At 67.4% G+C, this 14790-nt stretch carries 16 protein-coding genes; 5 read left to right on the forward strand and 11 right to left on the reverse strand.

Going from position 1 to position 14790, the window contains the following annotated elements:
* Nucleotides 1-9 precede the first annotated feature (9 nt).
* Together C0V74_RS03600 and C0V74_RS03605 are read left to right on the forward strand one after the other, a co-directional pair.
* Complete coding sequence (locus tag C0V74_RS03600) at nucleotides 10-3435, forward strand: AAA family ATPase (protein ID WP_143250683.1); 3426 nt, start codon at nucleotides 10-12, stop codon at nucleotides 3433-3435.
* A gap of 62 nt (nucleotides 3436-3497) precedes the next feature.
* The gene (locus C0V74_RS03605) at nucleotides 3498-4439 is read left to right on the forward strand and encodes a hypothetical protein (RefSeq protein WP_143250684.1); all 942 of its coding nucleotides are present in this window, start codon (nucleotides 3498-3500) and stop codon (nucleotides 4437-4439) included.
* Here C0V74_RS03605 and C0V74_RS03610 read toward each other — a convergent pair.
* From C0V74_RS03610 to rpmF, 6 genes are all read right to left on the reverse strand, one after another.
* Nucleotides 4436-5071 carry a glutathione S-transferase family protein gene (locus tag C0V74_RS03610; protein ID WP_143250685.1) on the reverse strand — a complete coding sequence of 212 codons (636 nt, stop codon included), beginning with the start codon at nucleotides 5069-5071 and terminating at the stop codon, nucleotides 4436-4438. The genes C0V74_RS03605 and C0V74_RS03610 overlap by 4 nt on opposite strands.
* A gap of 69 nt (nucleotides 5072-5140) precedes the next feature.
* Nucleotides 5141-5554 carry a MerR family transcriptional regulator gene (locus C0V74_RS03615; RefSeq protein WP_143250686.1) on the reverse strand — a complete coding sequence of 138 codons (414 nt, stop codon included), beginning with the start codon at nucleotides 5552-5554 and terminating at the stop codon, nucleotides 5141-5143.
* 13 nt (nucleotides 5555-5567) lie between these two features.
* Nucleotides 5568-5864: an integration host factor subunit alpha gene (locus tag C0V74_RS03620; RefSeq protein ID WP_131625329.1), complete on the reverse strand. Its 297-nt coding sequence runs from the start codon at nucleotides 5862-5864 to the stop codon at nucleotides 5568-5570.
* 106 nt (nucleotides 5865-5970) lie between these two features.
* Nucleotides 5971-6948, reverse strand: a complete 978-nt coding sequence (locus tag C0V74_RS03625; protein WP_143250687.1) for a beta-ketoacyl-ACP synthase III — start codon at nucleotides 6946-6948, stop codon at nucleotides 5971-5973.
* The gene (gene plsX / locus C0V74_RS03630) at nucleotides 6945-8039 is read right to left on the reverse strand and encodes a phosphate acyltransferase PlsX (RefSeq protein ID WP_131625327.1); all 1095 of its coding nucleotides are present in this window, start codon (nucleotides 8037-8039) and stop codon (nucleotides 6945-6947) included. Before plsX ends, C0V74_RS03625 begins: the two co-directional genes overlap by 4 nt.
* Before the next feature lie 25 nt (nucleotides 8040-8064).
* On the reverse strand, nucleotides 8065-8244 hold the full coding sequence (gene rpmF / locus C0V74_RS03635) for a 50S ribosomal protein L32 (RefSeq protein WP_126176562.1): 180 nt from the start codon (nucleotides 8242-8244) through the stop codon (nucleotides 8065-8067).
* Between the two features lie 204 nt (nucleotides 8245-8448).
* On the opposite strand from rpmF, the gene C0V74_RS03640 reads away from it, so the two are divergent.
* Entirely contained in the window at nucleotides 8449-8841 is a 393-nt protein-coding gene (locus C0V74_RS03640; RefSeq protein WP_131625326.1) for an MAPEG family protein, read from the forward strand.
* Between the two features lie 10 nt (nucleotides 8842-8851).
* On the opposite strand, the gene C0V74_RS03645 is transcribed toward C0V74_RS03640, so the two are convergent.
* Both C0V74_RS03645 and C0V74_RS03650 read right to left on the reverse strand, forming a co-directional pair.
* Nucleotides 8852-9520 carry an MBL fold metallo-hydrolase gene (locus C0V74_RS03645; RefSeq protein ID WP_282595932.1) on the reverse strand — a complete coding sequence of 223 codons (669 nt, stop codon included), beginning with the start codon at nucleotides 9518-9520 and terminating at the stop codon, nucleotides 8852-8854.
* 49 nt (nucleotides 9521-9569) lie between these two features.
* On the reverse strand, nucleotides 9570-10235 hold the full coding sequence (locus C0V74_RS03650) for a S24 family peptidase (RefSeq protein ID WP_143250688.1): 666 nt from the start codon (nucleotides 10233-10235) through the stop codon (nucleotides 9570-9572).
* Between the two features lie 100 nt (nucleotides 10236-10335).
* On the opposite strand from C0V74_RS03650, the gene C0V74_RS03655 reads away from it, so the two are divergent.
* Together C0V74_RS03655 and C0V74_RS03660 are read left to right on the forward strand one after the other, a co-directional pair.
* A complete protein-coding gene (locus tag C0V74_RS03655; RefSeq protein WP_143250689.1) occupies nucleotides 10336-10524 on the forward strand; it encodes a hypothetical protein in 189 nt (62 codons plus the stop codon).
* Nucleotides 10514-10867 (forward strand): hypothetical protein, encoded by a 354-nt coding sequence (locus C0V74_RS03660; RefSeq protein ID WP_168194140.1) that lies wholly within the window; start codon nucleotides 10514-10516, stop codon nucleotides 10865-10867. The genes C0V74_RS03655 and C0V74_RS03660 overlap by 11 nt, the downstream gene beginning before the upstream one ends.
* A gap of 75 nt (nucleotides 10868-10942) precedes the next feature.
* Here the strand turns inward: C0V74_RS03660 and C0V74_RS03665 are convergent, their stop codons facing one another.
* Genes C0V74_RS03665 through cysS form a run of 3 tightly spaced genes read right to left on the reverse strand, consistent with a single transcriptional unit; the run spans nucleotide 10943 to nucleotide 14772 of the window.
* Nucleotides 10943-12379 carry an aldehyde dehydrogenase family protein gene (locus C0V74_RS03665; protein WP_143250690.1) on the reverse strand — a complete coding sequence of 479 codons (1437 nt, stop codon included), beginning with the start codon at nucleotides 12377-12379 and terminating at the stop codon, nucleotides 10943-10945.
* A gap of 12 nt (nucleotides 12380-12391) precedes the next feature.
* Entirely contained in the window at nucleotides 12392-13330 is a 939-nt protein-coding gene (locus C0V74_RS03670; protein WP_143250691.1) for a D-2-hydroxyacid dehydrogenase, read from the reverse strand.
* Complete coding sequence (gene cysS, locus C0V74_RS03675) at nucleotides 13327-14772, reverse strand: cysteine--tRNA ligase (RefSeq protein ID WP_143250692.1); 1446 nt, start codon at nucleotides 14770-14772, stop codon at nucleotides 13327-13329. The genes C0V74_RS03670 and cysS overlap by 4 nt, the downstream gene beginning before the upstream one ends.
* Between the last annotated feature and the right edge of the window lie 18 nt (nucleotides 14773-14790).

Here is a 14790-nt window from a genome sequence, read left to right on the forward strand (position 1 = left end):
CGCCACGCGATGCGCATCAGGCGGCTCAAGCTCTCGGGGTTCAAGAGCTTCGTCGAGCCGTCTGAACTGCGCATCGAGCCGGGTCTGACGGGGGTCGTCGGCCCCAACGGCTGCGGCAAGTCCAACCTGTTGGAAGCGATCCGCTGGGTCATGGGCGAGAATTCGCCCAAGTCGATGCGTTCCGGCGGGATGGACGATGTCATCTTCGCCGGCACCGCCAGCCGCCCACCGCGGGACTTTGCCGAAGTCGTGCTCACCGGTGAGGGGGACGAGGGCGAACCGCTGGAGGTCGTGCGCCGGATCGAGCGCGGCGCCGGTAGCGCCTACCGCGTCAACGGCCGCGATGTGCGCGCCAAGGACGTCGCGCTGACGTTCGCCGACGCCGCAACCGGCGCTCACTCCCCTGCCCTCGTCAGCCAGGGCAAGATCGCGCAGGTGATCGCCGCCAAGCCGGCCGAGCGGCGCATGATGCTGGAGGAAGCCGCGGGGATCGCCGGCCTGCACGTCCGGCGCCGCGATGCCGAAGGCAAGCTGCGCCAGACCGAGGCCAATCTGGCGCGGCTGGAAGACCTCATGGCGGGGCTCGACAGCCAGATCGCCACGCTGCGGCGCCAGGCCAAGCAAGCCGAACGCTACACCGTACTGTCCGATCAGATCCGCCTGGCCGAAGCGCGGTTGCTGTTCGCCCGGTGGCGCGACGCGGCGGCTGCGGCGGAGACTGCCCGGGGCGAGGCGAAAGCGGCGGACGCGCGCGTCGATGCCGCACAGACCGCCTCCGGCGCGGCGCAACGCGCCCAGGCGGCGGCGGCGCGCGCGCTTGGCGATGCGCGCGACGAACTGTCCGATCGCCGGCATGACGCCAGTGCGCATGGGCACCGGATGGCGGCGCTGTCCGGCCAGCTAGAGGCCGCAGAGCAGCGGCTCGCTGACCTCGATCGCCAGCGCGCCCGGCTCGAGGAAGACCGCGGAGATGCCGACCGCCTGACCCGCGACGCCGCTGAAGCGCTCGCCCGGCTGGAACGCGATCTGGTCGCCAACGCCGCCACCTTGAAAGCGGATGAAGAACGGCGCCCGGCGATCGCGGCAAGGCTCGACGATGCCGACCGTGCCGCGCGGTCTGCCGAACTGGCACTCGCGCGCGCGACGGCGGACCACGCCGGGGTGGAGGCCGACTGGCGCGTCGCAGAGGCGGAGGTCGCGCAGGCCACCACCGCGCTCGACCGGCTGGATGCCGAGGTGCAGCGGATCGACGCAGCGCGCAGCGCGCTGGCGCAGACCGGCGATCCGGACATCGACGTGCGGACCGCCCGCGCGGCGGCGGAGGCCGCAACCGCGGAACTCGCCCGCTTGCGCGCCCGGCTCGACGAGCGACGCGTGCTTGCGGCAACCCTGCGTAGTGCGCGTGACGAAGCGGCTTCAATGCTCGCCACCGCGCGCGCCGATGTGGCCGGACTGGAGCGCGAACATTCCGCGCTCGATCGGGATCGGCAGGCGCGCCGCCGGCAAGCCGCCAATCGCCATGGTCTGCCCACAGCCCTCGACCAGGTGCGCGCGGCTCCGGGGTACGAGCGCGCGCTGGCGGCGGTCCTTGGCCGGGACGCCAAGGCTCCGCTGGGTCTTCCGGACGGTACGCCGGAAGGACGCTTCTGGAGTGGCTCATCCGCCCCCGCGGCGGTAGCCGATGCCCTGGCGGCCCATGTGCCCGACTGCCCACCGCAACTCGCCGCGCGCCTGGCGCTGGTCCACGTGGCGGACACCGACGATGGCCGTAAGCTTAGCCCGGGGGAGTGGCTGGTCACCCGCGGCGGGGGGCTGCGGCGGTGGGACGGCTTTGTCGCGCGCGGCGAAGGCGCCGCCGAGGCGGCCTGGCTGGAGGCGGATAACCGCCTGGTCGACCTCGAACGCCTGCTCCCCCCGGCACGCGCCGCGCTGGCCGAGGCGGAAACGGCGGCAGCGGCAGCACACGAAGAACTGGCTACGCTGCAACGCGAACTGGTCGCGGACGAGCGTGCCTTGCAGGCGGCAGCGGATAGCGAGCGCCAGGCGCTGCGAGCGGCCGACCAGGCGGAAGCGGAGCGCGAGCGGCAGGCCGCCCGGCTGGAGGAACTCGCCGCCAGCGCCGGTGCCCTGGCAGATCGGCGTGCCGCCGCGCTGGCCGAAGTCGAAGCCGCGCGCACCAAGCGGGCATCGCTGCCCTCGCCCGACACCGGCCGCGCGGCACTCGATGCAGCGCGCAACCGCAACGAGGACGCCCGCACAGCGCTGCAGGCCGCGACCGCCGCGCTCGCGGCACACGATCAGGCGCTGGCAGTCGCCCGCGAACGCACGCAGGCGCAGCGGGCGGACATCGCCGGGTGGCAGGCCCGCTCAAGCGACGCTGCGCGGCGCCTGTCGGACATGAGCCGCCGGTTCGAGGAAATCGAACAGGAGCGCGCCGTAATCGCTGCCAAGCCGGAAGGCTTGCTGCGCGAGATCGAACAGGGCGACACCGTTCGGACACGGCTATCCGCCGAGCTCACCGCGGCGGAGTCCGCGATGGCTGCCGCGCAAAAAGCGGTCGAGGCCGCGGACCGAATCCTGGCCGAAACCGCCGAAGCGCTTGCCGCGGCGCGCGAATCGCGGGCGGGCCTGGCCGCGCGGGCAGAGAACGAAGAGCAGCGCCGCGAGGAGATGAGCCGCATTTCCGGCGAGCGGTTCCAGTGCCCCCCGCCGCTCCTCACCTCACGCTTCGGCTTCGCTGTCGAAACCGTGCGCCATGCCGGCCTGGAAAGCGAAGACCTGGAACGACTGACCGCCAGCCGCGAACGCATCGGCCCGGTCAATCTGGTTGCCACCGAGGAGCTGGCCCGGATCGAGGCGGAGCATGGCTCCAGCGCGGAAGAGCAGGCCGAACTGCTGGAAGCGGTCAATCGCCTGCGCGGGTCGATCGGCAATCTGAACCGCGAAGGACGCGAGCGCTTGCGCTCCGCGTTCGAGCAGGTGGACGCCCATTTCCGCCGGCTGTTCACCCGCCTGTTCGAAGGCGGTCAGGCGCACCTCGCGCTAATCGACAGCGACGATCCGCTCGACGCCGGGCTGGAAATCTACGCCCAACCCCCGGGCAAGCGCCTGCAGTCGCTGACCCTGCTGTCAGGCGGCGAACAGGCGCTCACCGCGATCGCGCTGATTTTCGCGCTGTTCCTCACCAACCCGGCGCCGATCTGCGTGCTCGATGAAGTCGACGCGCCGCTCGACGATGCCAACATCGACCGGTTCTGCGACCTGCTCGATTCCATGGTGGCGGAAACCGATACCCGCTACCTGATCGTGACGCACAACGCCGTGACGATGAGCCGGATGCACCGCCTGTTCGGGGTGACGATGGTCGAGCGCGGCGTGAGCCGCCTGGTCAGCGTCGACCTCGGGGCGGCGGAGGAACTGCTCGCAGCGGAGTAGCGCCGCCGATGCCGGAGCAACCTTGACCATCAAGCGTTCGCACCGGGAATGGAGAACGCTTGATGACAATCCGCGACTGGCTGGGCGTCTCGGTGATCGCCCTGACGCTGACTGCGTGCGGCGAGACCGAACCGAAAAACGGATCGGCAGAAATCCTGGCCAGCAAGCAGAAATCACTCGCGCAACGCCTTAAGGCGGCGTGTTCTTCGCAAGCGACTTATGACCGCCTCAAGCAGGTGGCGTTCGATGAGGCGATCCGGATCCGCAACGCCGATCCGGTCAACCTCGATACGCTGTCCACCCATTCGCTGGTCCGAGTGGAAAATCCGGTCGTAAAGAGCCGGGACGAGACGCTCGACGTGACGGTGTGCAGCGGGCGGTTCGTGCTGCAGGTTCCGCCCGGGGCGGAGCGCGCGTTCGACGGCAAGCGGCAGCTGGTGGCGGACATCGAATACGCCGCGCAGGCGGCGGCCGACGGCAGCGGGCTGGTTTACCAGATCAAGGGCGCCGAGCCGATCATCTACCGTCTCGCAACATTCGATCTGCGATCCGACACCTATCGTCCCAAATCGCCGGCGACCGAGGTCGCAGCGGCGCAAGCCGCACCGCCGCCGGAGGCCAGGACCGCAGCTCCACCGCCCCCGCCGCCCCCTCCAGCAGCGACCCCGGCGCCGGCAGCTTCGCCGACCGCGCGGCCGGCACCCGCGCCAACCCAAGCGGCCCCGCGGGTTGCCGCGGCCGCCCCCAGCTTCAACTGCCGGGTGGCCCGATCGCGCAGCGAGCGAATGGTCTGCTCCAGTCCCCAGCTTGCCTCGCTGGACCGGGAGATGTCATCCCGGTTCTATTCGGCGCTGAGTCGCGGCAACGAGGGCGTCAGGGCGGAACTACGCCGAACTCGCGACAGCTTCCTCCGCTATCGCGAACGCTGCCCCGACGAAGCGTGCGTCGCGCAGGCCTATCGCGATCGAATGGATGAAATCCGCGACATCAGCGCCGCGCGCTAGACCCTGTCCGCATCCGCCCTGGCAAACTGGGCAAGCTGTTCTTCGTGCGCTCGCTGGAACGCGGCACGCGAGGTGACCCGTTCGACATAGGCGTCCGTCGCGGGGCGATCGGTGAATGTCTTGAGCGGATCGCCCCGCAGCACATCGGCCATCAGCAGGTCGGCCACGGTAAAGCGATCGGCGGCCAGCCATTCGCGGCTGTCCAGCACGCGCTCCAGTTGTGTCAGGCGGCTGCCCAGCCAGGTGGTCAGGGGCGTGTCTGCATGGCCCGAAAACCGCAGGAACAGCCACGGCACCGTGACGATCTCGATGGAGTTGAGCGCGGCGAACAGCCACTGGATGGTGTCCGCTTCACCCACGCTATCGCGCGGCATCAGCGCTTCGCTTTGTCGCGCCAGATGCAGCAGGCAGGCGCCGCTTTCGAAGATATGCACATCGCCATCGGACAGGTACGGCACCTGGCCGAATGGCTGCCGGTCCCGATGGTTGGCTTCACGCCCATCGAACGGCACCGTGGCGATCCGGTAGCCTAGGCTCGCCTCCCGACACGCCCAACGTAACCGCAAGTCGCGCACGAACCCGCGAGGCATTTCCGGTACCCAGTCATAGGTCCAGATCGTCAGGTCGCTCATCGCCGGCGTCCCTTTGCACGCCCGCGTGCTCGCCCACTCAGAATTACCCGGTTCGCCATGGCGAAAACCTCAAGCGGTGAGCGCCTCGGCAAGGCGGGTGCGGATCGCGCGCAGCCGGGCGATCACCTCGGGCGACACCGTCTCAGCGGTCGGGCTCTCCGCCCTGCCCGTCGGCTCAAACAGCGTGGCTGGTGCTGGCGGCGCTTCTACTGATGCCTCGACCGCGCTGCCGAAATCCTTGAGCGCTGTTCGCGCGCCGCGCAGCGTGTAGCCGTCGCGGTTCACCAGCCGGTCGATTTCGCGCACCAGCGCCACGTCTTCGGGGCGGTAATAGCGACGGCCGCCGCTGCGCTTCAGCGGCTTCAGCTGCGGAAACTGATCCTCCCAATAGCGCAGCACGTGGGTCTTGATGCCCAGCGCCTCGCCCAGTTCTCCGATCGTGCGCAGCGCGCCCTGATCCTTGCCGTCCTCGAATTCCGCCACCCGAGCCGCTCCTTTATCCGTTTGCCACTCGCTCCTTGAGCAGCTGGCTGGCGCGGAAGGTCATCACCCGCCGGGGAGTGATCGGCACCTCGACGCCGGTCTTGGGATTGCGGCCGATCCGTTCGCGCTTCTCGCGCAGCACGAACGTGCCGAACCCGGAAATCTTGACGTTCTCACCCTGGCTCATCGCCTCGCACATATGCCGCAGGATGGCTTCGACCAATTCGAGCGCCTCCGCCCGGGAGAACCCGTGCTTGCGGTTGATGGTATCAGCGAGGTCGGCGCGGGTAAGCGTGCCAACGGAACGCATAAGAGTGTTCTCCTGCCCGTTCGTGCGACCCGTGGGGATTAACTTATGCTATCCATTTAGCGCGACTGCCGCAATGGGTTTGCGCAGAAACTCAAAGAATTACGGGTCAGACGCGGACCAGGCTGGCGCCCCAGGTGAAGCCGCCGCCCATCGCTTCGAGCATCACCAGATCGCCGGACTTGATCCGTCCGTCGCGCACGGCCGTGTCGTAAGCCAGCGGCACTGAAGCGGCCGAGGTGTTGGCGTGCTGATCGACCGTGACTACCACCTTCTCCGCCGGCAGCCCTAGCTTGCGGGCGGTGGCATCGAGGATGCGGGCGTTGGCTTGGTGCGGCACCACCCAGTCGATGTCCTCTGCGGTGAAGCCGGTCTGCTCCAGCACCGCCTGCAGCACGGTCGCCAAGTTGACCACCGCATGGCGGAACACTTCGCGGCCTTTCATGCGCAGCTTGCCGACCGTGCCGGTGGTGGAGGCACCGCCATCGACGTACAGGAGTTCGTTGTGCGCGCCGTCGGCGTGAAGCTGGCTGAACAGGATGCCGGGCCCGTCGCCGTATCCCTCGGCAGCGACCTCGCGCGCCTCCAGCACGAATGCGCCGGCCCCGTCGCCGAACAGAACGCAGGTGGTGCGGTCTTCCCAATCGAGGATGCGGCTGAAGGTCTCCGCGCCGATCACCAGGGCACGCTTGGCCATCCCGGTACGCAGCATCGAATCCGCGGTCGCCAGGGCATACAGAAAGCCGGAGCACACCGCGGCCACATCGAACGCGATGCCGCCCCGGCAGCCGAGCATGTCCTGCACCTTGGTCGCCGTGGCCGGAAAGGTCTGGTCCGGCGTCGCGGTCGCCAGGACGATCAGGCCGATGTCGCTGGCCTCCAGCCCCGCGGCCCCAAGCGCGCGGCGGCAGGCATCGGCGGCGAGGGTCGCGGTGGTTTCCCCTTCGCCGGCGATGTAGCGGTTGCGGATGCCGGTCCGCTCGACGATCCATTCGTCGCTGGTGTCGACCATCTGCGCCATTTCGGCATTCGGCACCGCGCGCTTCGGCAATGCGGAGCCGGACCCGACGATCACCGAACGGATCATGCGGGCTGCCCCTCATCGGCGGCGGAACGCTTCGATCGGCCCCCTGACTTGCCCCCCGTGGTGCTCAGCTTGCTTTCGCCCAGCTCCGCGAGGTCGGCCGAAATGCGGTGCGTGAGGTCGTCCTCGAGCAGCCGCGCCGCGACCGCGACGGCATTGGCGACCCCCGCGGCAGTAGCGCTGCCGTGGCTTTTCACCACCACGCCGTTCAGCCCCAGAAAGACCGCGCCGTTGTGATTGTTGGGATCGAGGTGATGGCGCAGCAGTTCGGTCGCCGGACGCGAGACCAGGAAACCGATCTTGGAGCGGACCGAACTGGTGAAGGCGTTACGCAACAGGTCGGTCACGAACCGCGCCGCGCCCTCGATCGCTTTCAGCGCGATGTTGCCGGAGAAGCCGTCGCTCACCACCACGTCGCATTCGCCGCGGTTGATCTTGTCCGCCTCGATGAACCCGTCGAAGCGCATCGCGAGGCCGGTCGCCTCGCGCAGCCGCTGAGTCGCCTCCTGCAGCTGATCGGTGCCCTTGGTCTCCTCGGTCCCGATGTTGAGCAGGCGCACGCGCGGCGCCTCGAGCCCGGTCACGATGCGTGAGTAGGCGGCCCCCATGATCGCGAACTGGACCAGGTTGCGCGCATCACACTCGGTATTGGCGCCGAGATCCAGCATGATGACGTCGTTGTCACCCAGGGTCGGCAGCAGGGCGGCAAGCGCCGGCCGGTCGATGCCCTTGATGGTGCGCAGCGCCAGCTTGCTCATCGCCATCAGCGCGCCGGTGTTGCCGGCGCTGACCGCGGCGCCCGCGTGACCCTGTTTCACCGCGTTCACGGCGAGGCCCATGCTGGTGGTCTTGGCGCGGCGAAGCGCCTGCGTCGGCTTCTCGTCGCCGCCGACAACATCCTCGCAATGGAGAATCTCGGATGCGCCGCGCATCTGCGGATGGGCATCGAGCGCGGCCTTGATCCGCGGCTCGTCGCCAACCAGCAGGAACTTGAACTTCTCGTGCCGGCGCCGCGCAAGGGCAGCGCCCGAGATCATCGTCTGCACGCCTTCATCGCCGCCCATCGCATCGACGGCGATACGCGGCAGTGTCATGGCAGTACGGACCCGTTACCGGCCGTCAGAGGCCGACGGCGATGACTTCGCGGCCGTTGTAGTGCCCGCAGTGATTGCAGAGGTTGTGCGGGCGCTTCAGCTCCCCGCAGTTGCTGCATTCGTGGTGCGCTTCAACCTTCAGCGCATCGTGGCTGCGGCGCATGCCCCGGCGAGAGGGCGAAGTCTTTCTTTTGGGGACAGCCATTTCGGCACCTGTTCCAGTGTAAGCGTGTGTGTCGAGGTTGCCGTAGGCGAAGGCCTCGCGGCGCACAACCCGGGCGGGCGGGCACGCTTTGCAAGGACCCAACCGTGGCGGGAAGGCGCGGCCTATAGCGAAAATCTGCGCCGTTGCAAGGCCGCGGGCATGTGCTAGCCAGCCTTACCAGGTTCGCATTGGGGAGTGGGGCGAATGATCCTTCCGGTTACACTGTGCGCGGCGGCGGCCGCGGCGCTCATCAATATCTGGCTGTCCACGCGGATCGGCCAGCTGCGCATGGCGCACAAGATCTCGATCGGCGACGACGCGGGCGGCCCGCTGACGGCGCGAATGCGCGCGCAACTGAACTTCGTGGAGAACACCGCCTTCGTGCTCGTGCTGATCGCCGCGATTGAGTTGAGCGGAGAAGGCGACCCGTGGCTCGCGTGGGTGGCGGCGGTCTACATGCTCGGCCGGGTGGCGCATGGCCTGGGGATGGATGGCGGCGCGCTCGGCAAGGGGCGGTCGGTCGGCACGATCATCACGATGCTGACGCAGCTTGGCCTAGCGGTGGCGGCGGTGCTGATCGTGCTGCGGGTGCTATAGCTTAGCGCCCTCAACTCAGCGCGTAGTCGCTCACAAAAGCATTCGTCTGTCGCTCCCGGCCGAAGGTGCTGGTCGGGCCGTGGCCGGGGATGAAGGTCACGTCGTTACCCAGCGGCCACAGCTTCCGCGTGATCGCGTCGATCAGATCCTGGTGATTGCCCATCGGGAAGTCGGTGCGGCCGATCGAGCCCTGGAACAGCACGTCGCCCACGATCGCGAAGTTCGACGGGCGATGGAAGAACACCACGTGCCCGGGGGTGTGGCCGGGGCAATGGATCACCTCCAGCGTCAGCTCGCCGACCGTGACGGTGTCGCCCTCCTGCAGCCAGCGGTCTGGTTCGAAAACTTCGGCCTGCATGCCGTACTTGCCGCCGTCCTCGCCCAGCCGGTCGATCCAGAACCGGTCGGCCTCGTGCGGCCCCTCGATCTGAAGGCCCAGTTCCTGCGCCAACATGCCGGCTTGGCCGCAATGGTCGAGGTGCCCGTGCGTGACGAGCAGCTTTTCCAACGTGACCCCTGCCTTCGCCACCGCCGCCTTCAGCCGGTCGAGATCGCCGCCCGGATCCACCAGCGCCCCGCGCATGGTCCGGGTGCACCAGATCAGCGAACAGTTCTGCTGCAGCGGCGTCACCGGAATGATCGCGGCGCGCATCGGCGGCGTGGCGGGAGTGTCGGTCATGGCCCGTGAAGTGCCCCTGCGCCGGGACGATTGCAAGCGGCGCCAGGCTTCACAACCGGCCGCCCTTCCACACCACCCGGCCGACAATCTCGAGTTCGTCCAGCGATACCTCGACCGGCGGATAGGCGTGATTCTCGCTGATCAACGAAGCGCGCCCACGCCCGGCCGGGGCGAGGCGCTTGACCAGCAGGACATCGTCCAGCCGCACCACATGAATGCCATCCCGCAGGCTTCGCTGCCCCTTGTCGACGAGGATCTCATCACCGTCGTTAAGCAGCGGCACCATGGAATCGCCGGTCACGCGGATCGTCGACAGCTGGTCGATGCTCAGGCCCGCATCGCGCAGCCAGCGGGGCGAGAAGCGGAAGCTGTCGAACGGCGCTTCGTCGCTTGCCATCGCCCCCGCGCCCGCCGCGGCACCGATCGCCAGGCGGGGCACCTCGATCCACTCCTCGCGCAAGCGGGGAGCTTGCCCCGTCGCGCGACGGGCGGCGCCTTCAGGATCAGCGCCGCCCAGTTCGCTTTCGGGCACGGCGAAGAACTGCGCCAGCGTGCGGCGATCGCTTTCCTCGAGCCGGCGCGGGCTGCCCTTGCGGATGAACTGTTGCAGGTAGCTCGCGTTGCGGCCGAGCATTTCGGACAAGCCGGACAGGCTGACGCCGCGCTGACGAGCCAGCTGCAGCAGTCGATCGCGCGGCGAAGTCTGGTTTACCATTCTTCCTTCCTAGATGAAGGATTTTTCCTAGACAAGTAGGATTTCGCCCGCAAGCTAGTGCCCTCGATTGCCTATTCGAGTCGCACGATCGAGGAGCCTTATGCTGATCCGCACCATCGAAAAATTCCTGCGGGAGAACCGCATGTCCGCCACCCGGTTCGGCCGGCTGGCCGCCAATGACCCACGCCTGGTCCTCGATCTGCGGATGGGCCGAGAACCGCGTGCACAGATGACGTCCCGGGTGGAACATTTCATGAACAAATATCGGGGAAGCTGCCATGCTCAATAGTGAAACCCCCGCCCCGCCCCCTTTGCGCACCCGCCGCGGCGCCGGCGAACGGCTGCGCGAGGCGGTGCTCAGGCTGGCTGGTCCGCACGGAGTGCTCGCGCGGCACAGTCACAAGAACTGGGCGAGCATCACCTTCGCCGGCGCGCGCCACCGGCTGGAACTGGTGTTCGATGGGGCAGACGCCGTGGAAGCGGGCGATTTGTTCGTGGCGGCGCTGGCCGATCACGAATTCACCATCTTGAGTCAGCTGGTCGCGGAAGCCGCCGTGGTCGCGGTGGATCATCGCCTCCACCCGGCACGCCTTCAGGTCACGTGCGAGATTCTGCTGCTGGAGGACGCCTGAACGCTATGCCGGGGCCTTTCGATTTTTTCGCTCTGAACAGTGTGACACGTGTGACACTTCCGGCAGGCGGCCGCCTCACACGCGCCGGATCACCAGGTTGCGGATCTCACTCATGTCCTCCATCGCGAACCGGATCCCCTCGCGCCCCAGCCCGGAGTCCTTGACCCCGCCATAGGGCATGTTGTCCACGCGGTAACTCGGCACGTCGTTCACCACGATTCCGCCAACATCGAGCGTATCCCACGCTTCCAGCACCTGATGGATGTCGCGGGTGAACACGCCTGCCTGAAGGCCGAATTTGCTGTCGTTCACCTGTGCCAGCGCGGCATCCCAGTCGCTGAATGGCTGGAGGTTGGCGAGCGGGCCGAAAGCCTCCTCACGATTGGCCTCGCAATCTTCCGGAACGCCTTCCAGCAGGGTCGCTTCCAGCATGTTGCCCATCCGCTCCCCGCCGCACAGCAGGGTCGCGCCGGCATCCACCGCGCGGTCGATCCAGCTCTTGAGGCGGGTGGCCTCCTGTTCGGAGATCATCGGCCCGATGAAGGTGTCGCGGTCCTTGGGATCGCCCGCGACAAGGGTTTTCGACCTGGCGACAAGCATGTCCTTGAACCGGTCGTAGATGCTGTCGTGAATCAGGATCCGCTGCACCCCGATACAGCTCTGGCCCGACTGGTAGAACGCGCCGAACACGATCCGCTCCAGCGCGTGGTCGAGGTCAGCATCCTTGTCGACGATAACCGCGGCGTTGCCGCCAAGTTCAAGGACGACCTTCTTCTTGCCGGCCCTGGCTTTCAAGTCCCAGCCCACGCCCGGGGAACCGGTGAAGGACAGCAGCTTGAGCCGCTTGTCCGTGGTGAACAAGTCCGCCCCGTCGCGGTGCGCCGGGAGGATGGAGAACGCGCCTTCAGGCAGCACGTCGCACTCGGCGAGCACTTCGCCCATGATGATCGCGCCGAGCGGGGTCAGGCTGGCCGGCTTCATCACGAACGGACAGCCCATCGCAATGGCGGGGGCGATCTTGTGCGCGGCGAGGTTGAGCGGAAAATTGAACGGAGAGATGAAGCTGCACGGCCCGATCGGGACGCGCCGCCACATGCCCATGTAGCCGCGCGCGCGGGGGCTGATGTCGAGCGGCTGGACCTCGCCGTAAATGCGGGTCGCCTCTTCGCTGGCGATGCGGAAGGTGTCGATCAGGCGGGTGACCTCACCCTCGGCATCCTTGATCGGCTTTCCCGCCTCGACGCAGAGGGCATAGGCGAGCTCGTCGAACCGCTCCTTGAACCGCGCGACGCAGTGATCGAGCACGCCCTGTTTCTCGTAGCTCGCCAGCCGCGCCATCGGTTTGGCCGCGCGCACCGCGCCCGCGATCGCCTGCTCGATCACGTCGGGGGTGGCCAGCGCGGTGCGGAATGCGACCTCGCCGGTGAACTTGTCCGTCACCGCCAGATCGGTGTTCGGCTGCGCTGCTTTGTTATTGAGGTAAAGCGGGTAGGTATCTTTGAGCAGTCCCATCGCGGTCGCGCGTCAATAACCGCGCGCGGGATCGAAGATGGGCGAGAGCGCATCGCCGGCCACGAATCGGCGACAGTTCTCGACGAACCGTTCGGCCGACCGCACAAACATCTTCGACTGCGCGCGGCCCGACAGGTGCATGGTGATCTGGGCGTTCTCCAGGTTCCACAGGGGATCATCCGACGGCAGCGGTTCCGGCGTGGTCACGTCGAGCAACGCACCGCCGATGCGCTTGGCCTGCAGCGCTTCGACCAGGGCGTTCTGGTCAACCACCGCGCCGCGCGCGATATTCACCAACACCGCGCTGTCCTTCATCGCCGCCAGTTCCGCCGCGCCGATCATGCTGTCGGTTTCGGGAGTAGCCGGGACCGCCAGGATCACCCAGTCGAATTCACCCAGCCGCGCGTGCCACTCGTGCGGTCCGAGAGCCCCGGCCGCGGGGGTTCGGCGCACCGGGACGACCTCCACATCGAACGCTTGCAGCCGCGTCATGATCAGTCCGCCGATGGCGCCGAGGCCCAGCAGCAGCGCACGGGTACCCGCCAGTTCCAGCTTGCCGGGGGAATCCATCAGCCACTCGTGCCGATCCTGCGCCCGGACCACGTCCCGGTAACCCTTGGCGTGAGTCAGCATCAGCATGACGACATATTCGGCGATCGTGATCGCGTTGATCCCTGCTCCGTTGGTCACCGTCACCCGGCGCTCCGCCAAGAGGTCGAGAGGGAGGAAGTCGAGCCCGGCGTAGATCGAGTTCAGCCATGTCAGCTTGCCCGCGCGCCGCACCGCCTCGGCCATCGGCTCCTTCTTGTCGAGATCGAACCACCCGATCTCCGCCTCGGGCGCCAGGGCGAGCAGCTCTTCGACCGAGGTATACCAGCGCGGCTCGATCTCGGCCGGCAGGCGCGCTTCGATCAGCGGGCGAACCAGCCCGGACAGCACGGCAACCGTCATAGTTTCCACTCCCACCCCAAAGGATCGCCATCCATCACCTCCACGCCCTGCGCTGCGAGCGCATCGCGGATGGCATCAGAGGTGCTAAAATCCTTCGCCGCGCGGGCTTCCTGGCGCTGTGCGATCAGCCTTTCGATGCCAGCCACATCAATCGCTGCATCGACCGGGTTCAGGCGCAAGTCCTCGCGTGTCAGGCCAAGCAGGTCCAGCCCGAGCAGGTCATCGGCCAACCGGACCGACTGGATGCGCTTGGCGGCCGGCATCTTCTTGTTCGACAGGATCGCCTCGACCGTGGTCAGGACCTCAGGCGTGTTGAGGTCGCTCGAAATCGCCTCGTCAAATGCGCCTCGCTCCTGCTCGCTCAGGGGGAAGCTGCCTTCGGGCTGCTTGCTGGCTGCAAGGTCGGCCTTCAGCTTGGCGATCGCCATGACCATCCGCTTCAGCCGCGTAAGTGCTGCGGTGAGCCCATCCCAGGTAAACTCAAGCTCGCTGCGGTAATGCGCCTGCAGGCAGAGGAGGCGATAGGCGAGCGGGTGGTAGCCGCGGTCGACCAGCGCCTGCAGGGTCAGGAAATCGCCGGTCGACTTGCTCATCTTGCCCAGGTCGCCCGATTTCCGGCGATCGACCAGGAAGTTGTTGTGCATCCAGATCCGTGCCCCGGTGTCCGGGCCGCAGGCATGCGCCTGGTTCTGGGCGATTTCGTTGGGGTGATGGATCTCGCGGTGGTCGATCCCGCCGGTGTGGATATCGAACGGGTGGCCGAGCAGTTCGGCGCTCATCACCGAGCATTCGATATGCCACCCGGGCGCCCCGCGGCCCCACGGCGAATCCCACTCCATCTGCCGGTTTTCGCCTGCAGGCGTGGTGCGCCAGATCGCGAAGTCGGCGGCGTGGCGCTTGCCTTCGACGGTATCGATGCGGCTTTCGCCCTCATCCGTCGAAGCGCGGGCGAGACGTCCGTAATCGGGCACCGTGGTCACGTCGAAATAGAGCCCGCTGTCGAGCCGATAGCAGTGCTTGTCCTCAATCGCCTTGCCCCACGCGATCATCGCCTCGACATAATCGGTCGCGCGCGGATGCTGCGGCTTGCGGATGTTGAGGCGTGCCAGATCCTCCTCGAATACCGACTGGTAATGCCGCGCGATATCCCAGGCGGACTTGCCCTGGCTCGCCGCGGCCTTTTCCATCTTGTCATCGCCCGCATCGGCGTCGCTGGTCAGGTGACCCACGTCGGTGATGTTGATGACGTGTCGCAGGTCATAGCCCTTGAAGCTCAGCACCCGCCCCAGCGTGTCGGCGAACACATAAGCGCGCATGTTGCCCACGTGCTGGTAATTGTAGACCGTCGGGCCGCACGAATAGACTCGGGCCTCGCCGGGGTGGATCGGCTGGAATGTCTCCAGGCTGCGGGTCAGCGAATTGAACAGCTTGAGATCGGTCATCGCGCGTGGGTTAGCCAA

This window comes from Altererythrobacter sp. TH136 (assembly GCF_007065885.1).
GTDB lineage: Bacteria > Pseudomonadota > Alphaproteobacteria > Sphingomonadales > Sphingomonadaceae > Tsuneonella.